Raw genomic sequence first — 26038 nt, 5'->3', positions numbered from 1 at the left:
ACTGCATTTTCGATGAAAGGAAATCCGGTGGCACAGAAGGTTCAGGTCCTTCTTGTCGATGACCTCGACGGTGTCGAGGCGGACGAGACCGTGACGTTCGCGCTGGACGGCAAGACCTACGAGATCGACCTCACCACCGCCAACGCGGACAAGCTCCGTGGCCTGCTCGAGCCGTACACCAAGAGCGGTCGGCGCACCGGTGGCCGCACCGCCGGTACGCGTGGCAAGGGCCGCGTCGCCGCCGGTGGCAGCCCGGACACCGCGAAGATCCGCGCGTGGGCCAAGGAGAACGGTTACAACGTGAACGACCGCGGCCGTGTCCCCGCGGAGATCAAGGCGGCCTACGAGGACGCGAACCGCTGACGCGTCAGCTGCTGAGGCGCCGATCCGTGAGGGCGGGCACTCAGCAGCCGCGCCCGGTGGCACTCCGCGGCGGCGGCGGCCACGAGCCGTACGAGACAGGGGGCGCCCGCATCGCCCCGCGCGGCGGCCCGCAGAGCGGGCAGCGAGCACTCCCCTGCCCGGCCGGGCTCGGGGGCCCGCAGCCACACCGCGGCGCCCGGCGCGCCGGAACCGCTCCGTCCTGGGGGAATGGGAGCGGTCATCCGGCCGCCCGCGCCCAGCGCGACGAGATCCAGTGAGATCCCGCCCCATTCCAGCCAGTCGAGCAGCCCCGGCAGCTCCTCCGCGCTCCCCGGGGCCACCAGCAGGCGCATTCCGCTCCCCATGAGGGCCACCGGCCCGGTGGCGGCGCCCACCCTGCGCAGCACCGCCCATCCGGCAGCGGCGGGCAGCTCCAGGACGTCGAAGCGCACCCCCGTGACGAGCTGTACGGGCGGGCCGTCCACGGCCGCCCAGCCGAGCTCGCGCTCGTACCACCGCATCAGGTCGCCCTCGATCGGTGAGCGGGGGAGCGGAACGGTGAGAGCCATGTCCGGGGAACTCCCGCGGCGGTTCGTTGGTTACGCCGTGATGACCGTGCGTCCTTGATCCAGTGCGCAGAGTGTCCATGATGGGGGCGTACGGGTGCATTCGAGAGCGCAAGGATGTTCGCCCGTAGCGGAGGGAACCCGGGTGTGCCGCATGGAGTGTCAGTGCTTACGGGTAAGACATTCCTAGTGAGGAGGGGCGACTCGCGGGCTTTGGCGTCTCACGTTCGCCATCGGCGTACAGATGGCACGGGTAACTGCTTGGCCTGCGGGAACATCGTCTCGCACCATCGGGTTGGAGCATTTGTCGGCTGTTCGGCAGCAGGTCTCCCCACGGACAAGGGGGTGATCCGGACGGATGTCGGCAGTTGGAATGAGCGGTCCCCGCTTGCGGGACTAAGCTGCGGAAGGACAGGGAGGGGATCGACCCCTAACTGACTGACCGCTCTGAGGAGCGATTAACGATGTTCGAGAGGTTCACCGACCGCGCGCGGCGGGTTGTCGTCCTGGCTCAGGAAGAAGCCCGGATGCTCAACCACAACTACATCGGCACCGAGCACATCCTCCTGGGCCTTATCCACGAGGGTGAGGGTGTCGCCGCTAAGGCCCTGGAGAGCCTCGGGATTTCGCTCGAGGCGGTCCGCCAGCAGGTTGAGGAGATCATCGGGCAGGGGCAGCAGGCCCCGTCCGGCCACATCCCCTTCACCCCGCGTGCCAAGAAGGTCCTGGAGCTGTCGCTCCGTGAGGCCCTCCAGCTCGGCCACAACTACATCGGCACCGAGCACATCCTGCTCGGCCTGATCCGCGAGGGCGAGGGCGTCGCCGCCCAGGTCCTCGTGAAGCTGGGCGCCGATCTCAACCGGGTGCGGCAGCAGGTCATCCAGCTGCTCTCCGGCTACCAGGGCAAGGAAGCCGCCACGGCTGGCGGTCCTGCCGAGGGCACTCCCTCGACGTCCCTGGTCCTCGATCAGTTCGGCCGCAACCTCACCCAGGCGGCCCGCGAATCCAAGCTCGACCCGGTCATCGGGCGCGAGAAGGAGATCGAGCGGGTCATGCAGGTGCTGTCCCGCCGTACGAAGAACAACCCGGTTCTCATCGGCGAGCCCGGTGTCGGCAAGACCGCCGTCGTCGAGGGCCTGGCGCAGGCCATCGTCAAGGGCGAGGTGCCCGAGACCCTCAAGGACAAGCACCTCTACACCCTGGACCTCGGCGCGCTGGTCGCCGGCTCCCGCTACCGCGGTGACTTCGAGGAGCGCCTGAAGAAGGTCCTCAAGGAGATCCGCACCCGCGGCGACATCATCCTGTTCATCGACGAGCTCCACACCCTCGTGGGTGCGGGCGCAGCCGAGGGCGCGATCGACGCCGCCAGCATCCTCAAGCCGATGCTGGCCCGCGGTGAGCTCCAGACCATCGGTGCGACCACGCTGGACGAGTACCGCAAGTACCTGGAGAAGGACGCGGCCCTCGAGCGCCGCTTCCAGCCCATCCAGGTCGCGGAGCCGTCGCTGCCGCACACGATCGAGATCCTCAAGGGCCTGCGCGACCGGTACGAGGCCCACCACCGGGTCTCCATCACGGACGAGGCCCTCGTCCAGGCCGCGACCCTGGCCGACCGGTACATCTCGGACCGCTTCCTGCCGGACAAGGCGATCGACCTGATCGACGAGGCCGGTTCCCGGATGCGCATCCGCCGGATGACCGCGCCGCCGGACCTGCGCGAGTTCGACGAGAAGATCGCCGGCGTCCGCCGGGACAAGGAGTCCGCGATCGACTCCCAGGACTTCGAGAAGGCGGCGTCTCTCCGCGACAAGGAGAAGCAGCTGCTGGCGGCGAAGGCCAAGCGGGAGAAGGAGTGGAAGGCCGGCGACATGGACGTCGTCGCCGAGGTCGACGGCGAGCTGATCGCCGAGGTGCTCGCGACCGCCACCGGCATCCCGGTCTTCAAGCTGACCGAGGAGGAGTCGAGCCGCCTGCTGCGCATGGAGGACGAGCTCCACAAGCGCGTCATCGGCCAGAAGGACGCGGTCATCGGCCTCTCGCGGGCGATCCGTCGTACGCGAGCCGGTCTGAAGGACCCGAAGCGTCCCGGTGGCTCGTTCATCTTCGCCGGTCCGTCCGGTGTCGGTAAGACCGAGCTGTCCAAGGCGCTCGCCGAATTCCTCTTCGGCGACGAGGACGCGATGATCTCCCTCGACATGTCGGAGTTCAGCGAGAAGCACACGGTTTCCCGTCTCTTCGGTTCTCCGCCCGGATACGTGGGCTACGAAGAGGGCGGCCAGCTCACCGAGAAGGTGCGCCGCAAGCCGTTCTCCGTCGTCCTCTTCGACGAGGTCGAGAAGGCCCACCCCGATATCTTCAATTCCCTTCTCCAGATCCTGGAGGACGGTCGACTGACCGACTCCCAGGGCCGGGTCGTGGACTTCAAGAACACGGTCATCATCATGACGACCAACCTCGGGACCCGGGACATCTCGAAGGGCTTCAACCTGGGCTTCGCGGCTCAGGGCGACACGAAGTCCAACTACGAGCGGATGAAGGCGAAGGTCAGCGACGAGCTGAAGCAGCACTTCCGCCCGGAGTTCCTGAACCGTGTGGACGACATCATCGTCTTCCCGCAGCTCACCCAGGACGACATCCTGCAGATCGTCGACCTGATGATCGGCCGGGTGGACGAGCGCCTGAAGGACCGGGACATGGGCATCGAGCTCTCCCAGTCCGCGAAGGAGCTGCTCGCCAAGAAGGGTTACGACCCCGTGATGGGCGCCCGGCCGCTGCGCCGGACGATCCAGCGCGAGATCGAGGACTCGCTCTCCGAGAAGATCCTCTTCGGCGAGCTGCGCCCCGGTCACATCGTGGTCGTGGACACCGAGGGCGAGGGTGAGGAGAAGAAGTTCACCTTCCGCGGCGAGGAGAAGTCGGCGCTGCCGGACGTCCCGCCGATCGAGCAGGCGACGGGCGGAGCGGGCCCGAACCTCTCGAAGGACGCGTAAGCGCCCGATCGCGTGACAGGGGCGGCCCCGGACTCGGAAGAGTCCGGGGCCGCCCCTTTTCCGTCACGGCTCCAGCCTGAGGCGGTCGCCGAAGGCGGCGCGGCCGAGGACGTTCCGCTTGGGGAGTCCTTCGACCTTCACGTCGAGGTCGGCGACGGAGTACAGGGGGGCCAGGTCCAGGCGGGCCCCCTCGGGGACGGGATCGCGCAGCGTCAGCCGCCGCAGCCGGGGAAGCCCGGCGATCACCTTCAGGTCGGCGGGGCTCAGCGCCACCGCGTCGATCAGCAGGGTGTGCACCTGGCTCAGCCCGCCCAGGGCCGTGAGATCCGTCAGCCCCGCGCACCGCTGCAACGCCAGGGAATCGAGCCCGGCCGAGAACGGCGTGAGCAGGGAGAGATCCGCCAGGTGCGGATTGTCGGCGATCGTGACCCCGCGCAGCGGATGACCGTCGAGCCGGGCCGCCATTTCGGCCGGGGTGAATTCGCCCTGCAGGATCAGATCCGGAGCGTGGCGCAGCAGGGGCAGCTGAGCCAGCTGTTCCCGGTTCCTGACGAAGAGCGCCATGCCGTCGAGCGGGATGCGGGCCAGGATCTCCCGTGCGTACTCCTCCGCGGGGAATCGCGACCAGTTCAGGGTCAGGGGGACGGCGTGATCCTCCCGCGCGTAGACGCGGGCGTAGGGGATGGCCGCGGCGCCGCCGATCTCGCAGATCAGGGGGAGCGTCATGTTCCGGAGGCCCTTCGGATCCGGGCCGGGCAGATGGGGCAGCACGGTGGCGCCCAGTCGGGCCAGCTGGGTCAGCTGGGCGGTGCTGCGAGGAGGCAGCACGGACTTCACCGCCTGGGTGACCCGCCGGTGCAGGGCCTCCGCCAGCCAGGCCGCGTGCTGGGCGCACAGGGCCGCCAGGACGTACAGGGTCGTCTTCAGGTCCCGGTCCCGGCACCCCGAGCCCGCCGCGAGCAGGCCCTCCACCAGGACGGGGAGTTCCCGCCGTGAGCAGTGGCCGGCCGCGAGCAGCAGCACGTCGTGCCACTGCTGCTCCCGCGCGTGGCGCAGCAGCTCCGGTACGAGGTCGTCCTCGACGAACTCCTTCGCCGCCAGGAAGTCCTGGAACGTGCGGTGCGCGAACTGGAAGACGTCGTCCGTCCGCTCCTGGAGCAGGCCGCTGCGATTGAGGAGGTGGGTGAGGATCTCCTCGGGCGTCCCCTGGGCCTGGACCCGCGGCATCCCCGGCAGCGCGCGGTTCAGCCGGTGCAGCGCCTGCTCCCGGGTGAACTCCGTCTGACCGCCCCGGACCAGCCAGGCCGCCAGCCGCTGGAGCAGCTGCTGGTGCTCCTCCACCGACATCCGGATGCCGTCGGGGGCGTCGATCCGGCGCCGGTCGTCGCGGGTGCCGAGGAGCAGCTGGAGGGCCGACTCGTACAGCGCCCAGCGCGTCTCGGGCAGGAACCCCTCCCGTAACCGGTGGAGCGCGCAGATCACCGCGCACAGCAGCGGGGTACGGGCGAGGTCGGACAGGGCCGGGTTGTGGCGGAACTGCTGGGCGAGGTCCTGTTCCAGCGCGCTCAGGTGCGCGGGGTCGCCGTCGAGCCTCGCCGCGTCGTGCCAGGCGGTGACGAAGGACTGGATGTCCTGGTCCCGCATGGGGAGCAGGGTCAGCTCCTCGAAGCCCTCGCCGGCCAGCCACTCCGGCTCCACGGCCAGGGGCCGTACGGTCGCCACACAGCGCGTACGGGGGAAACGGGCGAGGAGCCCCGAGAGCCAGGCGTGGGCGGCCTCCCGGTCCTTCTGGGGCACCTCGTCGAGACCGTCGACGAGGAGCAGCGCCCGGCCTCCGGACAGGACCCGGCCCGCCCAGCCGTCGGGCGCCGGGTCGACCATCAGGCCCGCGACGCCGGGGAGGTCGGCGGGGGAGGGGAAACCGGAGCCGCGGGCACGGAGCGTGCGGAGCGGGACGACGAACGGCACGAGGCCGTTCAGCTCGGCGAGCCGCGGCCCGAGGGTGCCGGCCGCGGCGTGGGCGGCCAGCCACCAGACCAGGGTGGTCTTTCCGGCGCCGGCGTCGCCGCGGAGGAGGACGCGGGGGCGGGAGGCGAGCAGTTCGTCGATGCGCCGGGGGCCGGGGGCGGCGGCCTCGGCGTCCCGGGAGGTGGCCTCCAGGGTGAGATAGGCGGTGTCCAGGTCCCAGGACGCGCCGCGCCGGCCGAGTTCGTCGAGGCCGAAGATCCGGGTCCGGCGGTAGGCGGCTCCGACGGCGTCCCCGTACTCCTGCTCGTACGCCGAGTCGGTCGAACTGTGCCGGGTGAGGGCGGTGAGCGAGGGAAAGCCACGGCCGGTGGCCTGGGTGAAGGCGACGAGGAACTCGCCGTTCGCGGCGATGGCGCTCATGGGCACGCACTCCACCCGCCGGTGGCCGCGCCCGCGCGGGATCTCCCGGACGATGCCGAGCAGCCCGTCGCCGGCGACGACGGGCCCTCCGGACAGCCCGGCGAGGGGCGAGCTCCCGTCGGGCGGTTCGGCGGCCGGGGGCGCGTCCAGCTCGACGACCATCGTGCGGCGGACGAGGCCGGCGAGCGGGAGCAGCGTGCCCCTGTACTGGTCGCTCTCCAGCTTGCGGCCCTCCTCGTACCGCTGGACGCGGGGGTAGCCGAGGATCTCGCAGCCGGGCAGCGGCTGGTCGGTGGCGAGCAGGCTGATCTTCGCCCGGTACTGGTTGCCGCGAGGGCGGACCAGGCTCTCCGGGGCCTGCAGCAGGGCGGCGTCGAGCCGTTGGTCCGACCAGATCACCTGGCAGAGGGTCCGCTCGCCGCGGCCGGGCACGGACACCCAGGCCGTGTAGGCGGTCCGCAGCACATGGGCGCAGGTGAGGACGGTGTCCGCGGTGAGCAGCACACCGCTGCCCTGCAGCCCGTGCTGCTCGGAGTGGACGACGACGGGGAGCCGTACGGAGGGGCTCGGGGCGTGGGTCGTCAACGCGTCTGCCCGTCGCCGAAGTCGGAGGTGTCGCCGGCGTCCTCGTTGCCGACGAACCAGGGCCCGTTCGTGGTGGGGTTGCGCGGCTTGAGGGTGAAGGAGACGCGGTGGGTCTCGCCCCGGGTACGGGAGGCGTCGGCGCCGGCCTCGACGACCCAGGCCTTGACCTTCGTGCCGCCCTTCACCTCCTTGCGGAGTTCGATGGTGAACTCCATCTCGATGTCGCCCACTTCGAAGGCGACGGCTTTGCCGGTGGCGCGGGTGGCGGCCTCGACGAGTTGATCGCGTACGGATTCGATGGCGTCGGCGAGCTCGATGTCGGTCATGATCGGGAACGTACCGGGGGAGGGTGGCCGCGGTCAGCTCATGTGTGGACTTGGACGGTGGGGGCGAGGTTCTCGGCACCGGTGAACCGGCCGCCGAAGCCGAGGACGAAGGAGAGTTGGGGCAGAGGAGCCAGCGGCGTGAGGTCGTGGACGTGTCCTTCTGGGCCGCCCGCGATATGCAGTCGGCGCAGGGCAGGGAAGGTCCGGACGACGACGTCCAGAGGCGCTGTGGCGCCCTCGCAGTCCACGTACAGCGTCTCCGCCCGGGGCAGCCGCACCGAGGCCGGGACATCTTCCAGGACCTCCGCGGGCAGCGAGAGGAACGAGAGCCCCTCCAGGTCGGCCACCGCGCGCCAGTCCGCCTCGGCCATCGACGAGACGCCGGCGAGCTCGAGCCCACCGAGGTGGGTCAGGCGGCGGAGAAAGGCGAGCCCTCCCTCGGGGCGGTCGACCAGCGAGAGGATCTGTAGCTCGTTCTCGGTGGGAAGGGCCTCCAGGGCCCGGGCGAGAGATCCCGGGAGCCGCAGCGTTCGTGCCCTGCCGATACTTTGGCGCAGCTGGTCCACGCCGCCGATGGTGACGCCCGGGCGCAGGTCGAGGCGCTCGGGGCGCAGCCCGAGGCGCACGAGCTCGGCGGCCTGTTCGTCGGAGACGACCGTGAAGTCGAGGGACTCCGTGTCGAGTCGGGCGATGATCTCCTCCGCGTAGGGGGTCGTCGCGAACCGGGACCACCCCCACATCAACTGGGAGCGGACGTCCAGGTTCGGATGGTCCACGAACCGCGCGAGATACGGCAGCGTGGCGTCGTCCGTGATGTGGGTCGCCGTGATCACCACAGCCAGCGCGGTTTCGTCGTCCAGACCCTCCGGACCCGGCAGCAGGTCCAGGACCGCCCGCCCCACCGACGCCAGCTCCCGTGCCTCCTCCGGCCCGGACGGCGGGATCACCGCCGCCGTCCGCGCCAGGATCCGCTCCCGGATCTCCGGTGCCACCTCCGTCGCATGGTCCAGCGCCGTCGCCGCCAGCACCAGGATCCGCAGCCGGGTACGGCGGTCCGCCGCCGCGTCGACGGCGCGCAGCAACTCGTCGAAGATCTCCGCGCATTCGCGGGGTCGGGCGTGGCCGACGGCCATGCGGATGACGTCCTCCCACTGGTCGTCGGCCGCATGCCGGACGAGGACGCCGATGTCCCACTGGTCCACCAGGGCCTTCGCCGCCAGGTAGTCCTGGAAGGTGCGGTGGACGAAGTCGACCGTGTCGGCGGTCGGTTCACGCAGCAGACCGCTGCGGTGGAGCAGGTGGGTGAAGACCGCCCCGGGATCGTACGCGGCCGCCTCGGTGATCGCCGGTGCGGCGGACCGCACGACGGACTCCGCGTGCGAACGGTCCATCTGCGTGCGGCCGTTGAGCGTCAGCCAGTACGCGAGGCGCTGGACGAGCTGGATCTGGGCGGCCTCGCCGAGCTCGATCCCGTACGGCGTTCCCATGTCCCGCTCGCGGTCCCGGCGCGAGAGGAGCATCGACAGGGCCGCCTCGTACAGCGCCTTGCGGCCGCGCGGCAGAAAGCCGCGCCTGCCGCGGTGCAGGGCGCAGATCAGGCCGCACATCAGGGGGTTGGTCGCGAGCTGGGCGACATCCGTGGTCCTGCGCAGGGCGTCGAGGAGCGGTTGCTCGTACGGGGCTGCCTCCGGCCCGGCCGCCCGGTGCCAGCGGCGGACGAAGGTGGTGACGTCGGCGGAGGACATGGGGGAGAGGGTGAGCTCGGCGAAGCCGTCGGAGGTCAGCCAGTCGTCGCGTACGGCGGTGGGGCGGGAGGTCACGAGCCAGCGGTTGTCGTCGTAGGAGTCGAGGAGGTCGCGGAGCCAGCGGCGGGCGCGGTCGCGCTCCGCCTCGGGGATCTCGTCGATGCCGTCGACGAGGATCAGCCCGCGCCCGGCGGCCAGGACCCGGTCGGCCCAGCCCTCCGGCGGGGAGAGGGGACAGCCGACGGCGGAGAGGAAGCGGTCGGGGGCGGGGAGCCGCTCGCCGTGGCGGGTGAGGGTGCGGAGGGGGAGGACGAAGGGGATCCGGTCACGGAGGTACGCCATGTCGTCCGCGAGGTCCTCGCGGGCGGCCGAGACGGCCAGCCACTGGACGAGGGTCGTCTTGCCGGAGCCCGCCAGACCGCGCAGCAGCACCTTGTCGTGCCGGGCGAGCACCTGGTCGGCGCGACCGCCTGCGACGGCGCGCAGCAAGCGGTCGGTGGCGGCACGGATGACGCGGTACTGCTCGGCCGTCACGACCACCGTCGGCTCGGGCGTCGGCTCCGGCGGCGTGCCCAGGGAGCCGGAACCCGAGCCGGGCTCGGAGCCGACGCCCGAGCCGGAGCCGGGCTCGAAGCTGAGCTCGGAGCCGGAGCCGGAGCCGGAGCCGGGGCCGGGCTGGCGGCCGAGGCTGGAGCTGGGCTCGAAGCCGGAGTCGGAGCCGGAGCCGGGGCGGGAGTCTGGGCCGGGCTCGGAGCCGGAGTCGAGGCTTGAGCCGGGGACTGAGCCGCGGCCGGCCCCGACGCCCGCGCCGGACGCGGCGCCGACGGCGTCCCTGAAGGAGGCCGAGGCGGCACGGGCCGCCTCGCGGAAGCGGCCGTGGAGCCCGTCCGCCTCCTCGCCCGGCTGCGCGAGCCAGGTCCCCACCCCGCTCCCCGCCGCGAACCACGCGTCCGCGTCCGCCCCCGTCGCCTCCAGCGACAGGTACGCCACGTCCAGCGGCCACTTCTCCGGCGCGTCCCGCAGGTCCACCCCGTAGATCGTGAGGCTGCCGTGCTTCCTCGTCACGTACGCCCGGTAGCGGCGCTCGAACTCCGCGTCCCGCCCGTCCGGCCGTGGCGCGCGGCGGATCAGCTCGTCGACCTTGGCGATGAGCTCCGCCTGGCCGCGGGTCTGCTCGACCAGCGTGCGGGCCACGAACGTCGAGCGCTGGGTGAAGAAGTCCAGGATGTGCAGGCAGGCCCACTCGACGAGGGAGTCGAGGAAGAGGACGGAGTCCGTCGACAGGCCGTCGGGCGCCGGGGCGGCCGCGCGCAGATGGCGGGCGAGTTCGCGGTGCCCGAGGCGGACCGCCTGGACGTCGTCCATGTCGAGGTCGCCGAGGGCGGAGAGCGTGGCGGCCAGGGTGTCGGTGAGCGCCTCGGTCTCATCGGCGGGGAACGGGGCCTCGCCCGGGCCGGTGCGGGCGCGCTCGACCAGGGTGGCGGAGAGTCTGCGGACGTCCTTGTCCGTCAGGGTGCGCTGCTCGCCGCGGAAGGAGACGAGCCGGGAGAGCCGTACGGGCTTGCGGGAGCCCGTGAGACCGGCGCCGGGGCCGTCCTGGACCAGGAGCTTCCGCAGGAGCGGGCCGATCGCCGCCGACGCGAGGCGGGTGCCGATGAGCGCTGGTTCCACGTACGTCCCCCGAACGTCCCCTGAACAAGATCGTGTCCTGCAAACCGTAGTCGGGGACGGTCTTTCGGGAGGGCCGGTTGCGTGACCCAGGTCGCATTCAGGGGCGGCCCGCCGTGACAAGGCGCACAGGGGTTTCGGGCGGTACTAACCGGAATAGTGCTGTCGTTTGGTGTCGATTCGGGACGTTCAGGGTCAGGGTCCCGGGACTTTGGTCCCGAGGCGCCCGGAACCGTACGAGAGGCGCCCTGTCCGTCGTATCCGGGCAGGTCCGACGTGCGGATAAACCGCTTCTCTTATGCCGCTTTGTCCGATTCCGAAGAGGTGCCTCCCGGGTCGTCAAGACCTGAACATCCTGGGGGATCGCTACGACGTGATGTCGTAGATGGGGTGTTTTACCCCGGATGGGGGTCCGGGTTACCAAGGAACAGCAACACCAGCCCGGCGCGCCGCTCGCGTCGGGTCCCGTTCTGTCCGGAGGTTTTCCCCCGTATGTCGAAGCGCGTCATGAACCCCGCCGCCCGTATCACCGCCGTCGCTCTCGCCACCGCCGGCCTGGGAGCGTCGCTGGTGGCCGGAGCAGGGTCCGCCTTCGCCGCCGAGGGCAAGGCAACCATCGCGACTGCCGCGACCGGTGCGTCCGCTGCCGTCGCCGCGCAGGCCGATGCCCAGGCGCTCGCCGCCACCAAGGCCGCCGCCGCGAAGCAGGCCGCCGCCACCAAGGCTGCCGCCGCGAAGCAGGCCGCCGCCAAGGCCGCGGCCGCCAAGCAGGCCGCCGCCAAGAAGGCGGCTGCCGCCAAGGCCGCGAAGGCCGCCCCGGTCGCCGCCAAGAAGAACCCCGCCTGGGTCAAGCCGGTCGGCGGCTACACCCTGACCGCCAGCTACAACCAGGGCGGCGCCATGTGGGCCAGCAAGCACTCCGGCCAGGACTTCGCCGTCCCGGTCGGCACCCCGGTCAAGGCCGCCGGTGCCGGTACCGTCGTGAAGGCCGGCCCGAACGGCGGCGGTGACGGCCCGGCGTACGGCAACGCCATCGTCGTCAAGCACGCCAACGGCAAGTACTCGCAGTACGCGCACCTGTCGAAGATCAACGTGCACCTCGGCCAGAAGGTCGCCGCCGGCCAGAAGATCGCCGCGTCGGGCAACACCGGAAACTCCTCCGGCCCGCACCTGCACTTCGAGATCCGTACGACCCCGAACTACGGCTCCTCGCTGAACCCGGCCGCGTTCCTGCGCTCCGTCGGCGTCACCATCTGACCCGAGGAACACCTCACCGCGCGCCGTGCGCCTGGGTGAGCAGATCGAGGGCGACATCGAGGACGGCTTCCCGCTTCTCCTCGGCGTCGCCCTCGACGTTGTCCATGAAGAACATCCCCGCGTGCAGGGTGAAGATCGCGCTCACGCAGCGCACCCGGTCGATCACGGCGAACTCCGGCTCCTGGATCAGATTGCTCAGTTCGAGCATCCGCTCCTTGAAGGTCAGGCCGATGCTCAGCTCGCGGACGGCCGCCTGGTTCTCCTGCATGAAGCGGAACAGCGGGGCCGCGCCGATCAGGGACTCCTGGTAGCGGCGCAGGATCTCCTCCCTGACTTCCAGCGTGCGCGGCTGCTCCCGCGCCCATGCGATCAGCTCGTCCACGGGCCGGGTGAGGTCCTGGAAGATGCCGATGATGATGTCTTCCTTGGTCTTGAAGTGGTAGTACAGCGCGGCCTTGGTGACATCGAGGTGCTCGGCGATCTCGCGCAACGAGGTCTTCTCGTAGCCCTGTTCGGCGAAGAGTTCGAGGGCCACGTCCTGGATGCGCTGCCGGGTGTTGCCTCTGGCCATGGTCCGCTCCCACACACTCTTACTTACTTGACGACCGGCTAGTTACAGGTCTACCGTCCCCAGTGTAGTAACTAGCCGGGCGGCAAGTAAGTGCGCGAAGGGGTTGTGGGGAGCTGTGGGGAGCGGAAGCGTGGCGACGACCGAACCAATAAAAACGTCCGAGGGGACGAAGCCGGCCGAGAGGGCGGAGAAGCCGCGCAGTGTGCGCGTCGTCCTTCTCGCCCTGATGATCGCGATGCTGCTCGCGATGCTCGACAACATGATCATCGGCACCGCCATGCCGACGATCGTCGGTGAGCTCGGCGGCCTGGAGCACCTCTCCTGGGTCGTCACCGCGTACACCCTGGCCACCGCCGCCTCCACCCCCATCTGGGGCAAGCTCGGCGACATGTTCGGCCGCAAGGGCGTCTTCCTCACCTCGATCGTGATCTTCCTGATCGGCTCGGTGCTCAGCGGCATGGCCCAGGACATGGGCCAGCTCATCGGCTTCCGTGCCGTCCAGGGCCTCGGCGCCGGCGGTCTGATGGTCGGCGTCATGGCGATCATCGGCGACCTGATCCCGCCCCGTGAGCGCGGCAAGTACCAGGGCATGATGGCCGGCGTGATGGCTCTCGCCATGATCGGCGGACCGCTGGTCGGCGGCACCATCACCGACCACTGGGGCTGGCGCTGGTCCTTCTACATCAACCTGCCGCTCGGCGCCGTCGCCCTCGCGATGGTCACCGCCGTGCTCCACCTGCCGAAGAAGGAGCGCGACCGCTCCACCCGGATCGACTTCCTCGGCGCCGCGCTGCTGACCGTCGGCATCACCGCGATCGTCCTGGTCACCACCTGGGGCGGTACGGAGTACGCCTGGGGCTCCGCGACCATCGTCGGCCTCTCGGTCACCGGTGTCGCCGCGCTCGCCGCCTTCCTCCGGGTCGAGACCCGAGCGGCCGACCCGGTCGTGCCGCTGCACATCTTCCGCAGTCGCAACTTCACCCTCATGTCGGTGATCGGCTTCCTCACCGGCTTCGTGATGTTCGGCGCGGTGCTCTTCCTGCCGCTCTTCCAGCAGTCCGTGCAGGGCGCCTCGGCCACCAACTCCGGTCTGCTGCTCCTGCCGATGCTGCTCGCGATGATGGTCGTCTCGCTGGTCTCCGGCCGGATCACGACCAACAGCGGCAAGTACAAGATCTTCCCGATCATCGGTACGGCGCTGATGGTGATCGGCCTGTTCCTGCTCGCGCAGATGGACACCGGCACCTCCCGCCTCACCTCCGGGATCTACATGGCGGTGCTCGGCGCCGGCATGGGCTTCCTGATGCAGATCACGATGCTCGTCGCGCAGAACAGCGTCGAGATGAAGGACATGGGCGTCGCGTCCTCCGCGACCACCCTCTTCCGCACCCTCGGCTCCTCCTTCGGCGTCGCGATCATGGGCGCGCTCTTCACGAGCCGCGTCCAGGACGAGATGGCGGCGCGCGGCGGCTCGGAACTGACCCAGCAGTCCGCCCAGCTCGACGCGGCCTCCCTGGCGAAGCTGCCGGCCGCGCTCCGCGAGGCGTACCAGTACGCGGTGTCCGCCGGCATCCACTCCGCCTTCCTGGTCGCCTCGGCGGTGTCGGTCATCGGCTTCGTCCTCGCCTTCCTGGTCAAGGAGGTGGCGCTGCGCGGCGCCGGACCGGCGCAGAAGCCGCGGGCCTCGGACGGTGAGCCGAAGGTCGCCGAGACCGTCTGACCGTCCGTCGTACGTGAGAAGGCCCCCGGCGATCATCCGCCGGGGGCCTTCCCGCGTTCCGTACGCGCCCTCAGTCCGCGAACTTGATCATCGGGAAGCTGCCGGTGTTCGTCGGAGCGTGGTCCGGGAGCCAGAGCACCGCGATCGCCCCGCCCGCCCCCTCCGGGGTGCCCTCGGGCGCCGCGTTGCGGAAGGTCAGCCGGGCGCCGAGGACCCGGGCCTGCCCCGCCGCGATCGTCAGCCCCAGCCCGTGGCCCTGGCCCGCGCGGTCGCTCGCGCCGGTACGGAAACGGCTCGGGCCCTCGCGGAGCAGCGCCTCGGGGAAACCGGGCCCGTGGTCCCGGACCCGTACCACCCGGCCCTCGACCGTCACCTCCACCGGCGGCTTCCCGTGCTTGGCCGCGTTCGCGAGGAGGTTGCCCAGGATGCGCTCCAGGCGGCGCGGGTCGGTGTTCACCCACGACTCGTGGACGACGTGCACGACCGCCCGCGGGTCGAGCGCCCGCACCCGGCGCTCCACGAACTCGCCGAGGGCGATCTCCTGGAGCTCGGCCCGCTCCGAGGCGCTGTCGAGCCGGGCGACCTCGAGCACGTCCTCGACCAGCGTCCGCATGGCCTGCGCCCGGTCCCGTACGAGCTCGGTCGGACGCCCCGGCGGCAGCAGCTCCGCTGCCGTGAGCAGGCCGGTCACCGGGGTACGCAGCTCGTGCGCGATGTCGGCGGTGACCCGGCGCTCGGCCTCGATCCGTTCCTGCAGGGCGTCGGTCAGGGCGTCCACCGCGCGGGCCAGCTCGTCGGTCTCGTCCCGTACGACTCCGCCGATCGCGTCCCGTACCCGTACGTCCGTGTTGCCCTGCGCGACCCGGCCGGCCGCCGCCGCGGCCTTGCGCAGCCGGCGCGACAGCTGGCCGCCGATGAGGACGCCGAGCGCGCAGCCGCCGAACACCACCGACACCGAGCCGATGACCAGCGCCCGGTCCAGATCCTTCATGATCGCCGTGCTGCGGTCGGCGAACGGGATGTGCAGCGACAGCACGTCGCCGTTGGCCAGCGGCACGGCCGCCCAGACGTCGGGCGGACCGCCGCTGCCGTGCTCCTGCACGTACGTACCGCGCCGCTTGTCCCGCATGAGCTGGTCCAGCTGCGGCGGCAGCATCGGATCGTTGATCTTGGTGCCGAAGCGTGGCTCCTTCGGCTTGGAGCTCTCGTACATCCGCTGCGCGAAGAGGAGCCGCTCCATCTGCACCTCGCGCGCGTTGTCGAGCATCGACACGCGCGCCGAGTTGTGGACCACGAGGCTGAGGGTGACCGCGATGAGCGCGCCCACGGCCGCGATGGCGACGGCGATCTTCCAGCGGACCCCCGTACGGAGTGCCAGCGGCTTCACGAGTGCGCTGCCCTATCCCTTGAGCTTGTAGCCGAAGCCGCGGACCGTCTCGATCCGGTCCTGGCCGATCTTGGTGCGCAGCCGCTGGACGTGGACGTCCACCACGCGGGTGTCGCCGCCCCAGCCGTAGTCCCAGACCCGCTCCAGGAGCTTGTCCCGGGACAGGACCGTGCCCGGCGCGGACGAGAACTCCAGCAGCAGGCGCATCTCCGTCGGAGTCAGCCCGACGGGCGCACCGCTCCTGCGCACCTCCATGCCGTCGGTGTCGACCTCCAGGTCCCCGAAGACCAGCACCCCGCCCTCGGGCGTGTCGCCGCGGCCCCCGTCACCCGCCGCCGGGCCGCCGGCGTGCCCGAAGCGGCGCAGGACGGCCCGGATCCGCGCCACGAGCACGGACCCGTCGAAGGGCTTGGTCACGTAGTCGTCGGCCCCGGCCTCCAGGCCCAGGACGACGTCGATGGAGTCGGCGCGCGCGGACAGCATGATCACCGGCACGGCCGACTCGTCACGGATGCGGCGGCACAGGCTGACGCCGTCCATGCCCGGCAGCATCACGTCGAGCAGCGCGATGTCGGGCCGGTCCGCGCGGAACGCCTCGAGCCCGGACAGTCCGTCGGGCATGGCGGTCACCGTGAAGCCGTCCCGCTCCAGCGCGAGCTGGGTGGCTTCACGGATCACGTCGTCGTCCTCGACGAACAGCACATGGGTCTCGGCCATCGCGCGCCTTCCTGTCTTTCCGTTCTGCTGAATTCCGATGAGGTCAGGGTCGTCGCGGTCAGTTGCCCGTCGGCGGATCGGACGGCGCGGGGCCGTCGATGCCTCCGTCGCCGACCGCGCGGCTGTAGTCGTTGTGCACCCAGTCGTGCTGGCTGAACCTGCTGCCCGCCCAGCGGTACGTGATCACGTCCTCGCCCGAGGGGTACGCCACCGGGTCGCCCTTCGCGTACACCTGCTTGGTCACGACGAGATCGCCCCGGTCGATCGTGGCGTAGACGGCGGCGTCCTCGGCCATGAAGACGTTCTTGTACTCGCCGCTCTCCTCGCGGTACACGTACGTGCCGATACCGACGGCATCGCCGCAGGTCATCACGTTGACGACGACATCGGGCGCGGTTCCGCCGGTCAGGTTCCCGTAGGAGGTGTCCACCGGGTACGCGTCCGCGACACACGGCTTCAGATCGGACTTCAGGCGCTCGCCGATCTTCGGGTCGGCCTTGATGAGCGCGATCGGATCGACCCGTTTGGCGGGCATCTGCCCGGAGGAGGCCGAGGCGGACGGCGCCGGGACGGCCGAGGCCGCCTCGTCGGCGCGGGCGGCGCCCTCGTCCCGGGAGCCCGTACCGCCGGTGGAGCAGGCCGTCAGGGACAGCCCGACGGCGACGAGCCCGGCCAGTGCCGTGGTACTCGTCGCCCGGAGTGAGGGGGTGCGCCGGCGCGGGCCGCCGGGCCCGTCGTCGTCGCCGTCGTGTCTGGCGCCTAGGCCGCGCACCGGTCCTGCCCCCGTTCGTCACGTCGTACCGTCGACCGCTCCAGAGCGCGGGCGTCCTCGACGCCGCGGCTCTCCAGTTCCTGACGCAGTCGGGCCAGTGCGCGGTGGAGCGTGGACTTCACCGTACCCGTCGACATGCCGAGCGCGGCCGCGGTCTCCTCCGTGCTCATCTGTTCCCAGTGCCGCAGGACGACGACGCTGCGCTGCTTCGGCGCGAGGACCTTGAGGATGTCCATCAGCAGGGCGCGGTCGGCGTGCTGCTCGGTGGCGTCGTCGACGGAGGCGTCGGGCAGCTGCTCGGTGGGGACCTCGTCGAGCTTGCGGGCCCGCCACCACTCGGTGCGGGTGTTGATCATGACCCGGCGCAGATACGCGTCGGCGAGCGACTTGTCGGCTATGCCGTCCCAGCGGCCGTACGTCCGTACCAGCGCCGTCTGCAGCAGGTCCTGCGCGTCGACGGGGTCCGGGACGAGACGGCGCGCGCTGCGCAGCAACGCGTCCTGCCGAGTGCGGACGTACTCCTCGAAGTCGAGCACCTCGCCGTGCGACATCCCCAACCGCCTCCGATCCCCGTGACCAGCCTGTTTGCCTTACGTCGACGAAGGTACGGAGCTGTTGTCACGAGGCTGTCCGGGGCAGCCGTCGGCGGATGCACGGCTGCCCATCGGTTGTGTAACGGGGGCGTGGGGTGGGTAGGAGGTCAGATCGGCTTCAGGACGGCTCAGGAGTCGCCGAGCACCCCACGCGCCTCCAGGCGGCTCAGGACGGCTGTGGACGGGCCTCAGGCGGCTCAGGACTGCGGCAGGCGGTACAGGCCGTCCTCGAGCGGCTCGACCAGACCGTCCGCCACCAGGCCGTCCAAGGCGCGGGCCCGCTGCACCGGCTCGTCCCAGGCCGCGTCCAGGGCGGACTGGGGCACCGCGCCCACCGCGTCCCGGAGTACGGCGAGCAGCCGGCCGCGCACCTGCCGGTCCGTCCCCGCGTACGTCTGGCCGCGCCGCGCCGGGCCGTCGTGGGCCGGCTTCCCCGACAGCCGCCACACGCAGCTGTGGGCGATCGGGCAGCGCCCGCAGTCCTCGTTCCTCGCCGTGCAGACCAGCGCGCCCAGCTCCATTGAGGCGGCCGCCCAGCGGGCCGCCGTCGCGACGTCGTCGGGCAGCAGCGCCCGCGCGAGCCGGCGCTCGGCGGCGGTCGTGGCGTTCGGCGGGTACTGGACGCCCGTGGCCGCGCGGGCGAACACCCGGCGGACGTTGGTGTCGAGCACCGGGTGCCGCTGCCCGTAGGCGAACGAGGCCACCGCCGCCGCGGTGTACTCCCCGATCCCGGGCAGCGCGAGCAGCGCGGAGTGCTCGCTCGGCACGTCGCCGCCGTGCCGTTCCGTTATGGCCACGGCCGCCGCGTGCAGCCGCAGGGCGCGCCGCGGGTAGCCGAGCCTGCCCCAGGCGCGCACCGCCTCGCCGGGCGCGTCCGCCGCCAGGTCGGCCGGCCGGGGCCAGCGCGCGAGCCACTGCTCGTACACCGGCAGGACCCGTACGACCGGGGTCTGCTGGAGCATGAACTCGCTGACCATCACCCCCCACGCCCCCGCCTCGGGGCGGCGCCAGGGCAGGTCGCGGGCGTGCCGGTCGAACCAGGCGAGGACGGGCCCGTGCAGTTCGGTGGGGGCCGGAGCGGGCGCCGGGGCAGGGGCGTCGGACATCGGGGTGCAGGCATCGGTGGAAGTCATGGCCCTCCGATCCTGGCACGTTCAGCGCGCGCCGTGGCGCACGCCCTCGGGGCGCGCGGAGGCGTGCTGGCGCGGTCCGCGCCCCGCGCACCACACCACGGCGCCGTTGCGGCTCGACCGGGCCGTCTCCACCAGGGCCCCGACCGGCCGGGTCGCCGCCTTGACGGCCAGGAACGCGAGCGCGCCGCCGAGCAGCAGGCCGACCGTCACGTCGTGCGGATAGTGGACGCCGACGAAGACCCGGGAGAAGGCCATGAGCAGCGCCATCGGCACGGTCAGCCACACCGTCCCGCGCCAGGCCAGCGCGACCGCGACCGCCGCCGCGCCCGCGATGGCGGCGTGGTTACTCGGAAACGACCAGTCTCCGGTCGGCGGGCACGGCACGAGCGAGGCGGGGGCGCCGACGACGGCCCGGCACGGACGCTCCTCGTCCACCAGGCTCTTGAGCGCCTCGCTCACCACATAGCCGAAGGCGGTCGCGAGCGGGGCGAGCAGCGCGAGGGCCATCGCACCGCTCGCCCCCGCCCTGGCCCGCCACCAGCCGGCCACGAACAGCACGCCGAAGAGCAGCAGTCCGGCCTCCGTCCACACCTCGGTGAGGCTCTGGAACCAGTGCGGCGTGGAGTGGGCGAAGTCCGTGACGTCGAGATAGAGCTCGTCGGAGAGCCGGGAGAGGTTGTCCATGGTCGGCGACGCTAACCGGCGGCAGAGGCCCGCCACCCGTGCCGAAGGACCACGACGACCCCCTACGAAAGTGGGGTGGATGTGATGATCGGCAAAGTTTGGTGCCTGGGGCGGCGGGTGGGGCGGGAGTTGGCGCCGATCTCTCGTAAGGTTCGTGCCGTGGGATCACTGCGCAATCCGGTCGGGCCGCTTCCCTCCTCCATCTACTGGCGACGGAGGGCGGTCGCGCTGTGCCTGATCGCACTTCTCGCGGCGCTCGCGCTCTGGGCCGTCACCATCGGTGGCGGTGGCGGGAAGAAGACGAACGACGCCGCCAACGGCTCCTCTCCCGCGCCCTCGATCACTCCCGGACCGTCCGGTTCCGGTCCCGCGATCAGTGAACAGCCGGGCGGGCGGGACGAGTCGGGCGACTCCGGCGAGAACTCCGGTGGCGACGGCGGTGCCGGAGGCGACGGCGGAACAGGCGGCACGGACGGTACGGGCACCGGCGCCGAGGTCGGCGGAAAGAACGGCGACACCGACGGCGCGGGCGGCGACGGCGGTGCCGGTACGGGCGCCGGCCAGCAGGTTCCGGCCGATTCGCCCCTGCCGAACTGCGCCCCCGGAGCCCTGCAGTTGACGCTCAGCAGCGCCAAGGTCTCGTACGCGCCGGGCGAGAAGCCCCGCTTCCACCTCGTCGCCAAGAACACCTCGACCGTCGACTGCAAGGCCGACCTCGGCCCGAAGAACGCGGTCCTGACGGTCAGTGACGCCAAGGACGACGACGTCTGGTCGTCCCAGGACTGCCCGCGTCCGGCCGGCGCCGTCCTGCTCCGGATCCCCGCGCGCTCCGCGATCACGCACACCGTGGAGTGGGACCGCGGCCGCAGCGCCCCGCGGTGCGCCACCGCTCCCGCGGGCCCGGTGGGACCGGGGACGTACCTGGTGGAGGCGGCGATGCCGGGCGTGAAGGTCCTGCCGGCCTCGTTCACGCTGGCCAAGGACTGACAGCACGAGCACGAGCAAGGGAAAGGGGCCGTACGGGAAACTCCGTACGGCCCCTTTCCGCGTACACGCGTCCGTGCGCGGTCATCCGGGTGCGGTCATTCGTGCGCTGTCATCCCGTGCGGTCAGACGTACCGCTCCAGGATCGAGGACTCCGCGAGGCGGGACAGACCCTCACGGACGCTGCGCGCCCGGGCCTCGCCGACGCCGTCGACGGTCTGCAGGTCGTCCACGCTGGCCGCGAGCAGCTTCTGCAGCCCGCCGAAGTGCTCCACGAGCCGCTCGATGATCGCTCCGGGCAGCCGCGGGACCTTGGCGAGGAGCCGGTAGCCGCGCGGGGAGACCGCGGAGTCGAGGGTCTCGGGGGAGCCGCTGTAGCCCAGGGCTCGGGCCACGATCGGCAGTTCGAGAAGCTCGGCGTGGGTGAGCGCGTCGAGCTCGGTGAGCGCCTCGGCGACCGTGCGGGAGCGCTTGGCGGTGGGCTCGGGCACGTAGTCGCGGATGACGAGCTCGCGCTCGGGCTCCACGCCCGCGATCAGCTCGTCGAGCTGGAGGGAGAGCAGCCGGCCGTCGGTGCCGAGCTCGACGACGTACTCGGCGATCTCGGTGGCGATCCTGCGGACCATCTCCAGGCGCTGGGCGACGGCCGTGACGTCCCGGACGGTCACCAGGTCCTCGATCTCCAGCGCGGAGAGCGTGCCGGCGACCTCGTCGAGACGGAGCTTGTACCGCTCCAGGGTCGCCAGCGCCTGGTTGGCGCGGGAGAGGATCGCGGCCGACTCCTCCAGGACACGACGCTCGCCGTTCACGTAGATGGCGATGAGCCGCATCGACTGGGAGACGGAGACCACCGGGAAGTTGCACTGCTTGGAGACCCGGTCCGCGGTGCGGTGGCGGGTGCCGGTCTCCTCGGTGTGGATGGAGGCGTCCGGCACGAGCTGGACACCGGCCCGGTGGATCTTGGAGATGTCCTTGTCGAGGACGAGCCCGCCGTCGAGCTTGCACAGCTCACGCAGCCGTGTCGCGGTGAACTCCACGTCCAGCACGAAGCCGCCGGTGCACATCGAGTCCACCGTCTTGTCCATGCCGAGCACGATCAGACCACCGGTGTTGCCCCGCAGAACACGCTCGAGGCCGTCGCGCAGTGCGGTGCCGGGAGCGACCGCGCTGAGGGCCGCGCGCATCAGCGCTTCGTTCCCGTCCTTGGCTGCCACTGCACTCCTCCGGCTCGTACGGATGGGCGAGACCAGGGCAAAGTCTAGCGACACCGCCCCGCGCCCCTCCGCCGCGCGCCGGAGCACACCCTCTTCTCGCCCCGACCGCTACCCGTCCTCCCCCTTGGAGGCCGCCGCCCGGCGGCTGCGCGGCAGCACCCTGAGCGCCTCGCCCATGTCCGCCACCTCCGTCACCTTCATGCCCGCCGGCACCTTCCCCGGGTCCGTGGGGACCAGCGCGTGCGTGAACCCGAGGCGGTGCGCCTCGGCCAGGCGCCGCTGCACGCCCGTGACCCGGCGGACCTCGCCCGCGAGCCCCACCTCACCGATCGCGACCAGGTTCTTCGGCAGCGGGGTGTCGCTGGCGGCGGAGGCCAGCGCGAGCGCGATCGCCAGGTCGGCGGCCGGCTCGGAGAGCTTCACACCGCCCACCGTCGCCGAGTAGATGTCCCGCTTGCCCAGCGCGGTGATCCGGCCGCGCTGCTCCAGGACGGCCAGCATCATCGAGACCCGGGAGGTCTCCAGACCGGACGTGGTCCGGCGCGGGGAGGGGATCTGGGAGTCGACCGTCAGCGCCTGGACCTCGGCCACCAGCGGCCGGCGGCCCTCCAGCGTGACCGTGAGGCAGGTGCCCGGCACGGCGACGTCGCGCCGCGTCAGGAACAGCCCGGAGGGGTCCGTCAGGCCCGTGATCCCCTCGTCGTGCAGCTCGAAGCAGCCGACCTCGTCCGTCGCCCCGTACCGGTTCTTCACCCCGCGGACCAGCCGCAGGCGCGCGTGCCGGTCGCCCTCGAAGCTCAGGACGACGTCGACCAGGTGCTCCAGGAGGCGGGGTCCGGCGATGGCCCCGTCCTTGGTGACATGGCCGACCAGGAGCGTGGACATGCCCCGCTCCTTGGAGGCGCGGATCAGCGCGCCGGCGACCTCACGCACCTGGGCCATGCCGCCCGGCGCGCCGTCGATCTCCGGCGAGGCGACGGTCTGCACCGAGTCCATGATCAGCAGCGAGGGCTTGACCGCGTCGAGGTGGCCGAGGACGGCGGACAGGTCGGTCTCGGCGGCCAGGTACAGATGGTCGCTCAGCGCGTTGATCCGGTCGGCCCGCAGCCGGACCTGGCTCGCGGACTCCTCACCCGTGACGTACAGCGTGCGGTGCTCGTCGCTGGCGGCCTTCGCGGCGACGTCGAGGAGCAGCGTGGACTTGCCGACGCCCGGCTCGCCGGCGAGCAGCACGACCGCACCGGGCACCAGACCCCCGCCCAGGACCCGGTCCAGCTCGTCGACGCCGGTGGAGCGCGCGGTGGCCTGCCGGCCGTCGACCTGGCCGATGGGCAGCGCGGCAGTGGAGACCCGGCCGGCGGCCGTCGTGCGGACGGCGGGCGCGCCGTACTCCTCGACCGTCCCCCAGGCCTGGCACTCAGGGCAACGGCCGAGCCATTTGGCGGTCGTCCAGCCGCATTCGGTGCAGCGGTAGGACGGCCTGTCCTTGGCGGATTTCGTACGGGCAGCCATGCACCGAACCGTAGCGGGCGGCACTGACAACGGCTGCCGAGCCCGGAGACCGCCGCCACCGCGGAAGGACCGGCGTCGCTGGAATGCCGCCCTCCTGTCCCCTTTTGAGGGATACCTTCACCCGTAAGGATTAAAAGTGTTCAACCGGTACGAAGAGTCCGGCCAGTCCTGCCTACGGTCGCCCAGTGATGAGCAGCAGGCTGGAATCCTCCACGAACACCACCGGCGCACACCGGGCGCACCGCCGGGCGGCCGAAGGCCCCCGCACCGTCGGCCAGCACCCGCCCGCCCGCTACGAGGCCCATCTCGACGGCCTGTTCACCTACTGCCTCTCCGTGCTCTGCGACCACGACGCCGCGACCGCCGCCCTCGGTGACGTCCTCGCCGTCGCCGAACGCCACCACGGCCGCTGCCCGTCCGACGCGGACGGCCGCAAGGCCTGGCTCTACGCGCTGGCCCGCTGGTCCTGTCTGCGCGGCCTCGGCGAGCAGCGCCGCAAGCGCCAGGGCGCGCACACCGGCCGCCCCGCCGCCGCCGAGCCCGAGCCGCCGCGGGTCTCCGAGGAGGTCGCCGAGCGCCGGCGCGCGGAACTCGCCCTGCTCGCCTGGCCCGAGGCGGCCGGCACCACCCCCGAGCAGCGCGAGGCCCTGGAGCTCGCCGTCCGGCACGGCCTCGGCCACCGCGACGTCGCCGCCGTGCTCTCCCTCGACCCCCTCGCCGCCCGGGAGCTGCTCTCCTCCGCCGCCTGCGAGGTCGAGCGGACCCGGGCCGCGCTCGCGGTCGTCGAGACCGGGAACTGCCCCACCGTCGCCCGGCTCACCGGCGACCACCAGGTGCTGCTCTCCGCGACCCTGCGCGCCGAACTCGTCCGCCATGTCGACGACTGCCCGCGCTGCCGCCGCGCCGCCGAGCGGGCGGGCGCCGGTGGCCCGTGGCCCGGCGCGACGGCGGTCTCCCCGGCCAGGCTCCCGCTGGTCGAGGCGCCCCGGTCGGCCGCGTACATGGCGATGCTGCACGCCCCACGCGCGCGTGCCGCCGCACCGCGCTTCGGGCCCGCCGGTTTCCCGATGGATCCCAAGGACCACGCGGCCCGCCGCGACCGGATGCGGGCCCGCGCGGTGACGACCACCGTCGTCGCGGCCGTGGTCGCGGCCCCCGTACTCGCCCTGTGGGCCTCGTACCGCGGCGGTCCGACGGGCGAGGACGGCCGCGCGGGCGCCCCGGTCACCGCGCGCGAGGCGGACGAACCGGCGGGCCTCGACGGCACCCCGTACGAGAACGCGGGCAACGCCCACACCTCCCCCGACTCCCGCTTCACGCAGGGCAGCCGCTCCCCGGACGTCTCGGTCGAGGTGGTCAGCCCCGGCGGGCCGGTCGGGCCCACCCTGCCCGGACAGCCCGGCCCCGGACGGATCACGGTCGCCGCGCGGTCCGACGGCGACACGACGCTGCTCACCCTCACGGCGTCCGGCGGCTCGCCCGTCGACTGGTCGCTGTGGTCGGACGCGCCCTGGCTGTACGTGAGCCAGGCGTCCGGCACCCTGCGGCCGGGCGAGTCGGTGACGGTACGGATCAGCGTCGACCACGCGCGCGAGCCCGTCGGCGCCTGGTCCGGGAGGGTCGGGGTGAACCCCTCCGGCGCGGTGGTGCGGATCGACGGACGCGGCGCGAGCACCCCGCCGCCCCCGACGTCGGAGGAGCCCCCTCCGACGACCGGCCCGACGACGCCGCCTCCGACCACGGGGCCGACGACGCCTCCGCCCACGACCGAGGAACCGCCCCCGACCACGGAGCCGACGACCCCTCCGCCGACGACGGACCCGGCACCCACGGGCGAGCCCTCACCGTCCACGGACCCGGGAACGCCGAGCGGATCGGACTCCCCGCCGGCGTCGTAGATCCGACGGACCCGTGGCGGCTATCGCGGCGTCGGGTCCGCGGGGTGCGTCGGGTGCTTCGGGTCCGTGGGGTGCGTCGGCCGCGTCGGGTGCTTCGGGTCCGCCGGGTGCGGGGCCACCAGCGGCAGCTGGGAGGCCAGCCGGGCCTCGCACAGCTCCACCAGCACGTCGTACCCCGCCTTGCCCATCAGCTCGGTCAGCTCGGGCCGGTACGTCACGTACACCGGTTCCCCCGCCCCGTGCGCCGAGGTCGCCGAGGTGCACCACCAGTGCAGGTCGTGGCCGCCCGGACCCCAGCCCCGCCGGTCGTACTCACCGATCGACACCTGGAGGATCTTGGTGTCGTCGGGCCGCTCGATCCAGTCGTACGTGCGCCGCACCGGCAGCTGCCAGCAGACGTCCGGCTTGGTCTCCAGCGGCTCCTTGCCCTCCCTGAGGGCCAGGATGTGCAGCGAGCAGCCGGCGCCGCCCGCGAACCCGGGGCGGTTCTGGAAGATGCAGGACCCCTCCCAGCGGCGGGTCTGCCGGTCGCCGTCCTCGTCGACCTGCGTCCAGCCCGTCTCCGTACCGACGTCGTGGAACTGCCACAGCTCCGGCGTGAGCCGCGCCACATGCGAGGCGACCCGCTTCTCGTCGTCCTCGTCGGAGAAGTGGGCGCCCAGCGTGCAGCAGCCGTCGTCGGCGCGGCCCGCCTGGATGCCCTGGCAGCCGCTGCCGAAGACGCAGGACCAGCGCGAGGTGAGCCAGGTCAGGTCACAGCGGAAGACCTGCTCGTCGTCGGCCGGGTCGGGGAACTCGACCCAGGCACGCGGAAAGTCCAGCCCCTTCTCGTCCGGTTCGACCGGACCGAGGGCCTTGCCCAGCTTCTTCGGCGGCTTGAGAGCCTTGGCGGCGCTGTCTTTGCCCGGCTTCGCCTTGTTCGTCTTTGGCACACGCCCAGCGTATGCGGGCGGGAGCAGTAGCGT

Annotated in this window: 20 protein-coding genes; 6 read left to right on the top strand and 14 right to left on the bottom strand. The window is 72.0% G+C overall.

Annotation, left to right across the window (positions count from 1 at the left end; genetic code table 11):
- The first annotated feature begins 27 nt into the window (after positions 1 to 27).
- Positions 28 to 363 carry an Lsr2 family protein gene (locus ACFYV5_RS13270; RefSeq protein WP_389167977.1) on the top strand — a complete coding sequence of 112 codons (336 nt, stop codon included), beginning with the start codon at positions 28 to 30 and terminating at the stop codon, positions 361 to 363.
- On the opposite strand, the gene ACFYV5_RS13265 is transcribed toward ACFYV5_RS13270, so the two are convergent.
- Positions 342 to 932 (bottom strand): SCO3374 family protein, encoded by a 591-nt coding sequence (locus ACFYV5_RS13265; RefSeq protein ID WP_355113071.1) that lies wholly within the window; start codon positions 930 to 932, stop codon positions 342 to 344. The two genes, ACFYV5_RS13270 and ACFYV5_RS13265, sit on opposite strands and share 22 nt — an antisense overlap.
- Positions 933 to 1393: 461 nt before the next feature.
- Between ACFYV5_RS13265 and ACFYV5_RS13260 the strand changes: the two genes are divergently transcribed.
- Positions 1394 to 3919, top strand: a complete 2526-nt coding sequence (locus ACFYV5_RS13260; protein ID WP_355113070.1) for an ATP-dependent Clp protease ATP-binding subunit — start codon at positions 1394 to 1396, stop codon at positions 3917 to 3919.
- Positions 3920 to 3982: 63 nt separating this feature from the next.
- On the opposite strand, the gene ACFYV5_RS13255 is transcribed toward ACFYV5_RS13260, so the two are convergent.
- From ACFYV5_RS13255 to ACFYV5_RS13245, 3 genes are read right to left on the bottom strand one after another with little or no spacing between them, the layout of a single operon-like run.
- On the bottom strand, positions 3983 to 6892 hold the full coding sequence (locus ACFYV5_RS13255; RefSeq protein WP_389167973.1) for an NACHT domain-containing protein: 2910 nt from the start codon (positions 6890 to 6892) through the stop codon (positions 3983 to 3985).
- Positions 6889 to 7218: a trypco2 family protein gene (locus ACFYV5_RS13250; protein ID WP_389167970.1), complete on the bottom strand. Its 330-nt coding sequence runs from the start codon at positions 7216 to 7218 to the stop codon at positions 6889 to 6891. Before ACFYV5_RS13250 ends, ACFYV5_RS13255 begins: the two co-directional genes overlap by 4 nt.
- A gap of 38 nt (positions 7219 to 7256) precedes the next feature.
- Entirely contained in the window at positions 7257 to 10634 is a 3378-nt protein-coding gene (locus tag ACFYV5_RS13245) for an NACHT domain-containing protein (protein ID WP_389167967.1), read from the bottom strand.
- A 489-nt stretch (positions 10635 to 11123) separates the two neighbouring features.
- Here ACFYV5_RS13245 and ACFYV5_RS13240 point away from each other — a divergent pair, with 489 nt between their 5' ends.
- Complete coding sequence (locus tag ACFYV5_RS13240) at positions 11124 to 11888, top strand: M23 family metallopeptidase (RefSeq protein WP_389167964.1); 765 nt, start codon at positions 11124 to 11126, stop codon at positions 11886 to 11888.
- Positions 11889 to 11901: 13 nt separating this feature from the next.
- Here ACFYV5_RS13240 and ACFYV5_RS13235 read toward each other — a convergent pair whose 3' ends face one another.
- Complete coding sequence (locus ACFYV5_RS13235; protein ID WP_355113061.1) at positions 11902 to 12459, bottom strand: helix-turn-helix domain-containing protein; 558 nt, start codon at positions 12457 to 12459, stop codon at positions 11902 to 11904.
- A gap of 130 nt (positions 12460 to 12589) precedes the next feature.
- On the opposite strand from ACFYV5_RS13235, the gene ACFYV5_RS13230 reads away from it, so the two are divergent.
- The gene (locus tag ACFYV5_RS13230; protein ID WP_389167961.1) at positions 12590 to 14179 is read left to right on the top strand and encodes an MDR family MFS transporter; all 1590 of its coding nucleotides are present in this window, start codon (positions 12590 to 12592) and stop codon (positions 14177 to 14179) included.
- A gap of 70 nt (positions 14180 to 14249) precedes the next feature.
- Here ACFYV5_RS13230 and cseC read toward each other — a convergent pair whose 3' ends face one another.
- The 6 genes from cseC to ACFYV5_RS13200 all read right to left on the bottom strand — a co-directional run bounded on the left by cseC (position 14250) and on the right by ACFYV5_RS13200 (position 19465).
- Positions 14250 to 15566 (bottom strand): two-component system sensor histidine kinase CseC, encoded by a 1317-nt coding sequence (gene cseC / locus ACFYV5_RS13225; RefSeq protein ID WP_355113057.1) that lies wholly within the window; start codon positions 15564 to 15566, stop codon positions 14250 to 14252.
- 12 nt (positions 15567 to 15578) lie between these two features.
- The gene (cseB, locus tag ACFYV5_RS13220; RefSeq protein ID WP_355113055.1) at positions 15579 to 16283 is read right to left on the bottom strand and encodes a two-component system response regulator CseB; all 705 of its coding nucleotides are present in this window, start codon (positions 16281 to 16283) and stop codon (positions 15579 to 15581) included.
- Between the two features lie 58 nt (positions 16284 to 16341).
- Positions 16342 to 17055: a hypothetical protein gene (locus ACFYV5_RS13215; RefSeq protein WP_355113053.1), complete on the bottom strand. Its 714-nt coding sequence runs from the start codon at positions 17053 to 17055 to the stop codon at positions 16342 to 16344.
- Complete coding sequence (locus tag ACFYV5_RS13210) at positions 17043 to 17606, bottom strand: SigE family RNA polymerase sigma factor (protein WP_158988241.1); 564 nt, start codon at positions 17604 to 17606, stop codon at positions 17043 to 17045. Before ACFYV5_RS13210 ends, ACFYV5_RS13215 begins: the two co-directional genes overlap by 13 nt.
- A 239-nt stretch (positions 17607 to 17845) precedes the next feature.
- Positions 17846 to 18781: an A/G-specific adenine glycosylase gene (locus tag ACFYV5_RS13205; RefSeq protein ID WP_389167955.1), complete on the bottom strand. Its 936-nt coding sequence runs from the start codon at positions 18779 to 18781 to the stop codon at positions 17846 to 17848.
- 21 nt (positions 18782 to 18802) lie between these two features.
- Positions 18803 to 19465, bottom strand: a complete 663-nt coding sequence (locus ACFYV5_RS13200; protein ID WP_389167953.1) for a phosphatase PAP2 family protein — start codon at positions 19463 to 19465, stop codon at positions 18803 to 18805.
- Between the two features lie 159 nt (positions 19466 to 19624).
- Here ACFYV5_RS13200 and ACFYV5_RS13195 point away from each other — a divergent pair, with 159 nt between their 5' ends.
- Complete coding sequence (locus ACFYV5_RS13195) at positions 19625 to 20452, top strand: hypothetical protein (RefSeq protein ID WP_389167950.1); 828 nt, start codon at positions 19625 to 19627, stop codon at positions 20450 to 20452.
- A 122-nt stretch (positions 20453 to 20574) separates the two neighbouring features.
- On the opposite strand, the gene disA is transcribed toward ACFYV5_RS13195, so the two are convergent.
- On the bottom strand, positions 20575 to 21633 hold the full coding sequence (disA, locus tag ACFYV5_RS13190) for a DNA integrity scanning diadenylate cyclase DisA (protein ID WP_329125588.1): 1059 nt from the start codon (positions 21631 to 21633) through the stop codon (positions 20575 to 20577).
- 138 nt (positions 21634 to 21771) lie between these two features.
- A complete protein-coding gene (gene radA / locus ACFYV5_RS13185; protein WP_355113046.1) occupies positions 21772 to 23175 on the bottom strand; it encodes a DNA repair protein RadA in 1404 nt (467 codons plus the stop codon).
- A 188-nt stretch (positions 23176 to 23363) separates the two neighbouring features.
- Between radA and ACFYV5_RS13180 the strand changes: the two genes are divergently transcribed.
- Positions 23364 to 25073 carry a hypothetical protein gene (locus ACFYV5_RS13180; RefSeq protein ID WP_389167946.1) on the top strand — a complete coding sequence of 570 codons (1710 nt, stop codon included), beginning with the start codon at positions 23364 to 23366 and terminating at the stop codon, positions 25071 to 25073.
- A 20-nt stretch (positions 25074 to 25093) separates the two neighbouring features.
- Here the strand turns inward: ACFYV5_RS13180 and ACFYV5_RS13175 are convergent, their stop codons facing one another.
- Positions 25094 to 26005, bottom strand: coding sequence for a hypothetical protein (locus ACFYV5_RS13175; protein ID WP_389167943.1), 912 nt, complete (start codon positions 26003 to 26005; stop codon positions 25094 to 25096).
- Positions 26006 to 26038 lie beyond the last annotated feature (33 nt).

This window comes from Streptomyces sp. NPDC003035, from assembly GCF_042888285.1.
Classification (GTDB): domain Bacteria; phylum Actinomycetota; class Actinomycetes; order Streptomycetales; family Streptomycetaceae; genus Streptomyces.
Note: the sequence above shows the minus strand (reverse complement) of the source record. Positions and strands in the feature narration are given on the sequence as shown.

Coding starts and splice junctions, on each gene's coding strand:
- ACFYV5_RS13265 (WP_355113071.1), bottom strand. CDS start 932: ATGGCTCTCACCGTTCCGCTCCCCCGCTCACCGATCGAGGGCGACCTG.
- ACFYV5_RS13260 (WP_355113070.1), top strand. CDS start 1,394: ATGTTCGAGAGGTTCACCGACCGCGCGCGGCGGGTTGTCGTCCTGGCT.
- ACFYV5_RS13250 (WP_389167970.1), bottom strand. CDS start 7,218: ATGACCGACATCGAGCTCGCCGACGCCATCGAATCCGTACGCGATCAA.
- ACFYV5_RS13240 (WP_389167964.1), top strand. CDS start 11,124: ATGTCGAAGCGCGTCATGAACCCCGCCGCCCGTATCACCGCCGTCGCT.
- ACFYV5_RS13235 (WP_355113061.1), bottom strand. CDS start 12,459: ATGGCCAGAGGCAACACCCGGCAGCGCATCCAGGACGTGGCCCTCGAA.
- cseB (WP_355113055.1), bottom strand. CDS start 16,283: ATGGCCGAGACCCATGTGCTGTTCGTCGAGGACGACGACGTGATCCGT.
- ACFYV5_RS13210 (WP_158988241.1), bottom strand. CDS start 17,606: ATGTCGCACGGCGAGGTGCTCGACTTCGAGGAGTACGTCCGCACTCGG.
- ACFYV5_RS13205 (WP_389167955.1), bottom strand. CDS start 18,781: ATGACTTCCACCGATGCCTGCACCCCGATGTCCGACGCCCCTGCCCCG.
- ACFYV5_RS13200 (WP_389167953.1), bottom strand. CDS start 19,465: ATGGACAACCTCTCCCGGCTCTCCGACGAGCTCTATCTCGACGTCACG.
- disA (WP_329125588.1), bottom strand. CDS start 21,633: ATGCGCGCGGCCCTCAGCGCGGTCGCTCCCGGCACCGCACTGCGCGAC.
- radA (WP_355113046.1), bottom strand. CDS start 23,175: ATGGCTGCCCGTACGAAATCCGCCAAGGACAGGCCGTCCTACCGCTGC.
- ACFYV5_RS13180 (WP_389167946.1), top strand. CDS start 23,364: ATGAGCAGCAGGCTGGAATCCTCCACGAACACCACCGGCGCACACCGG.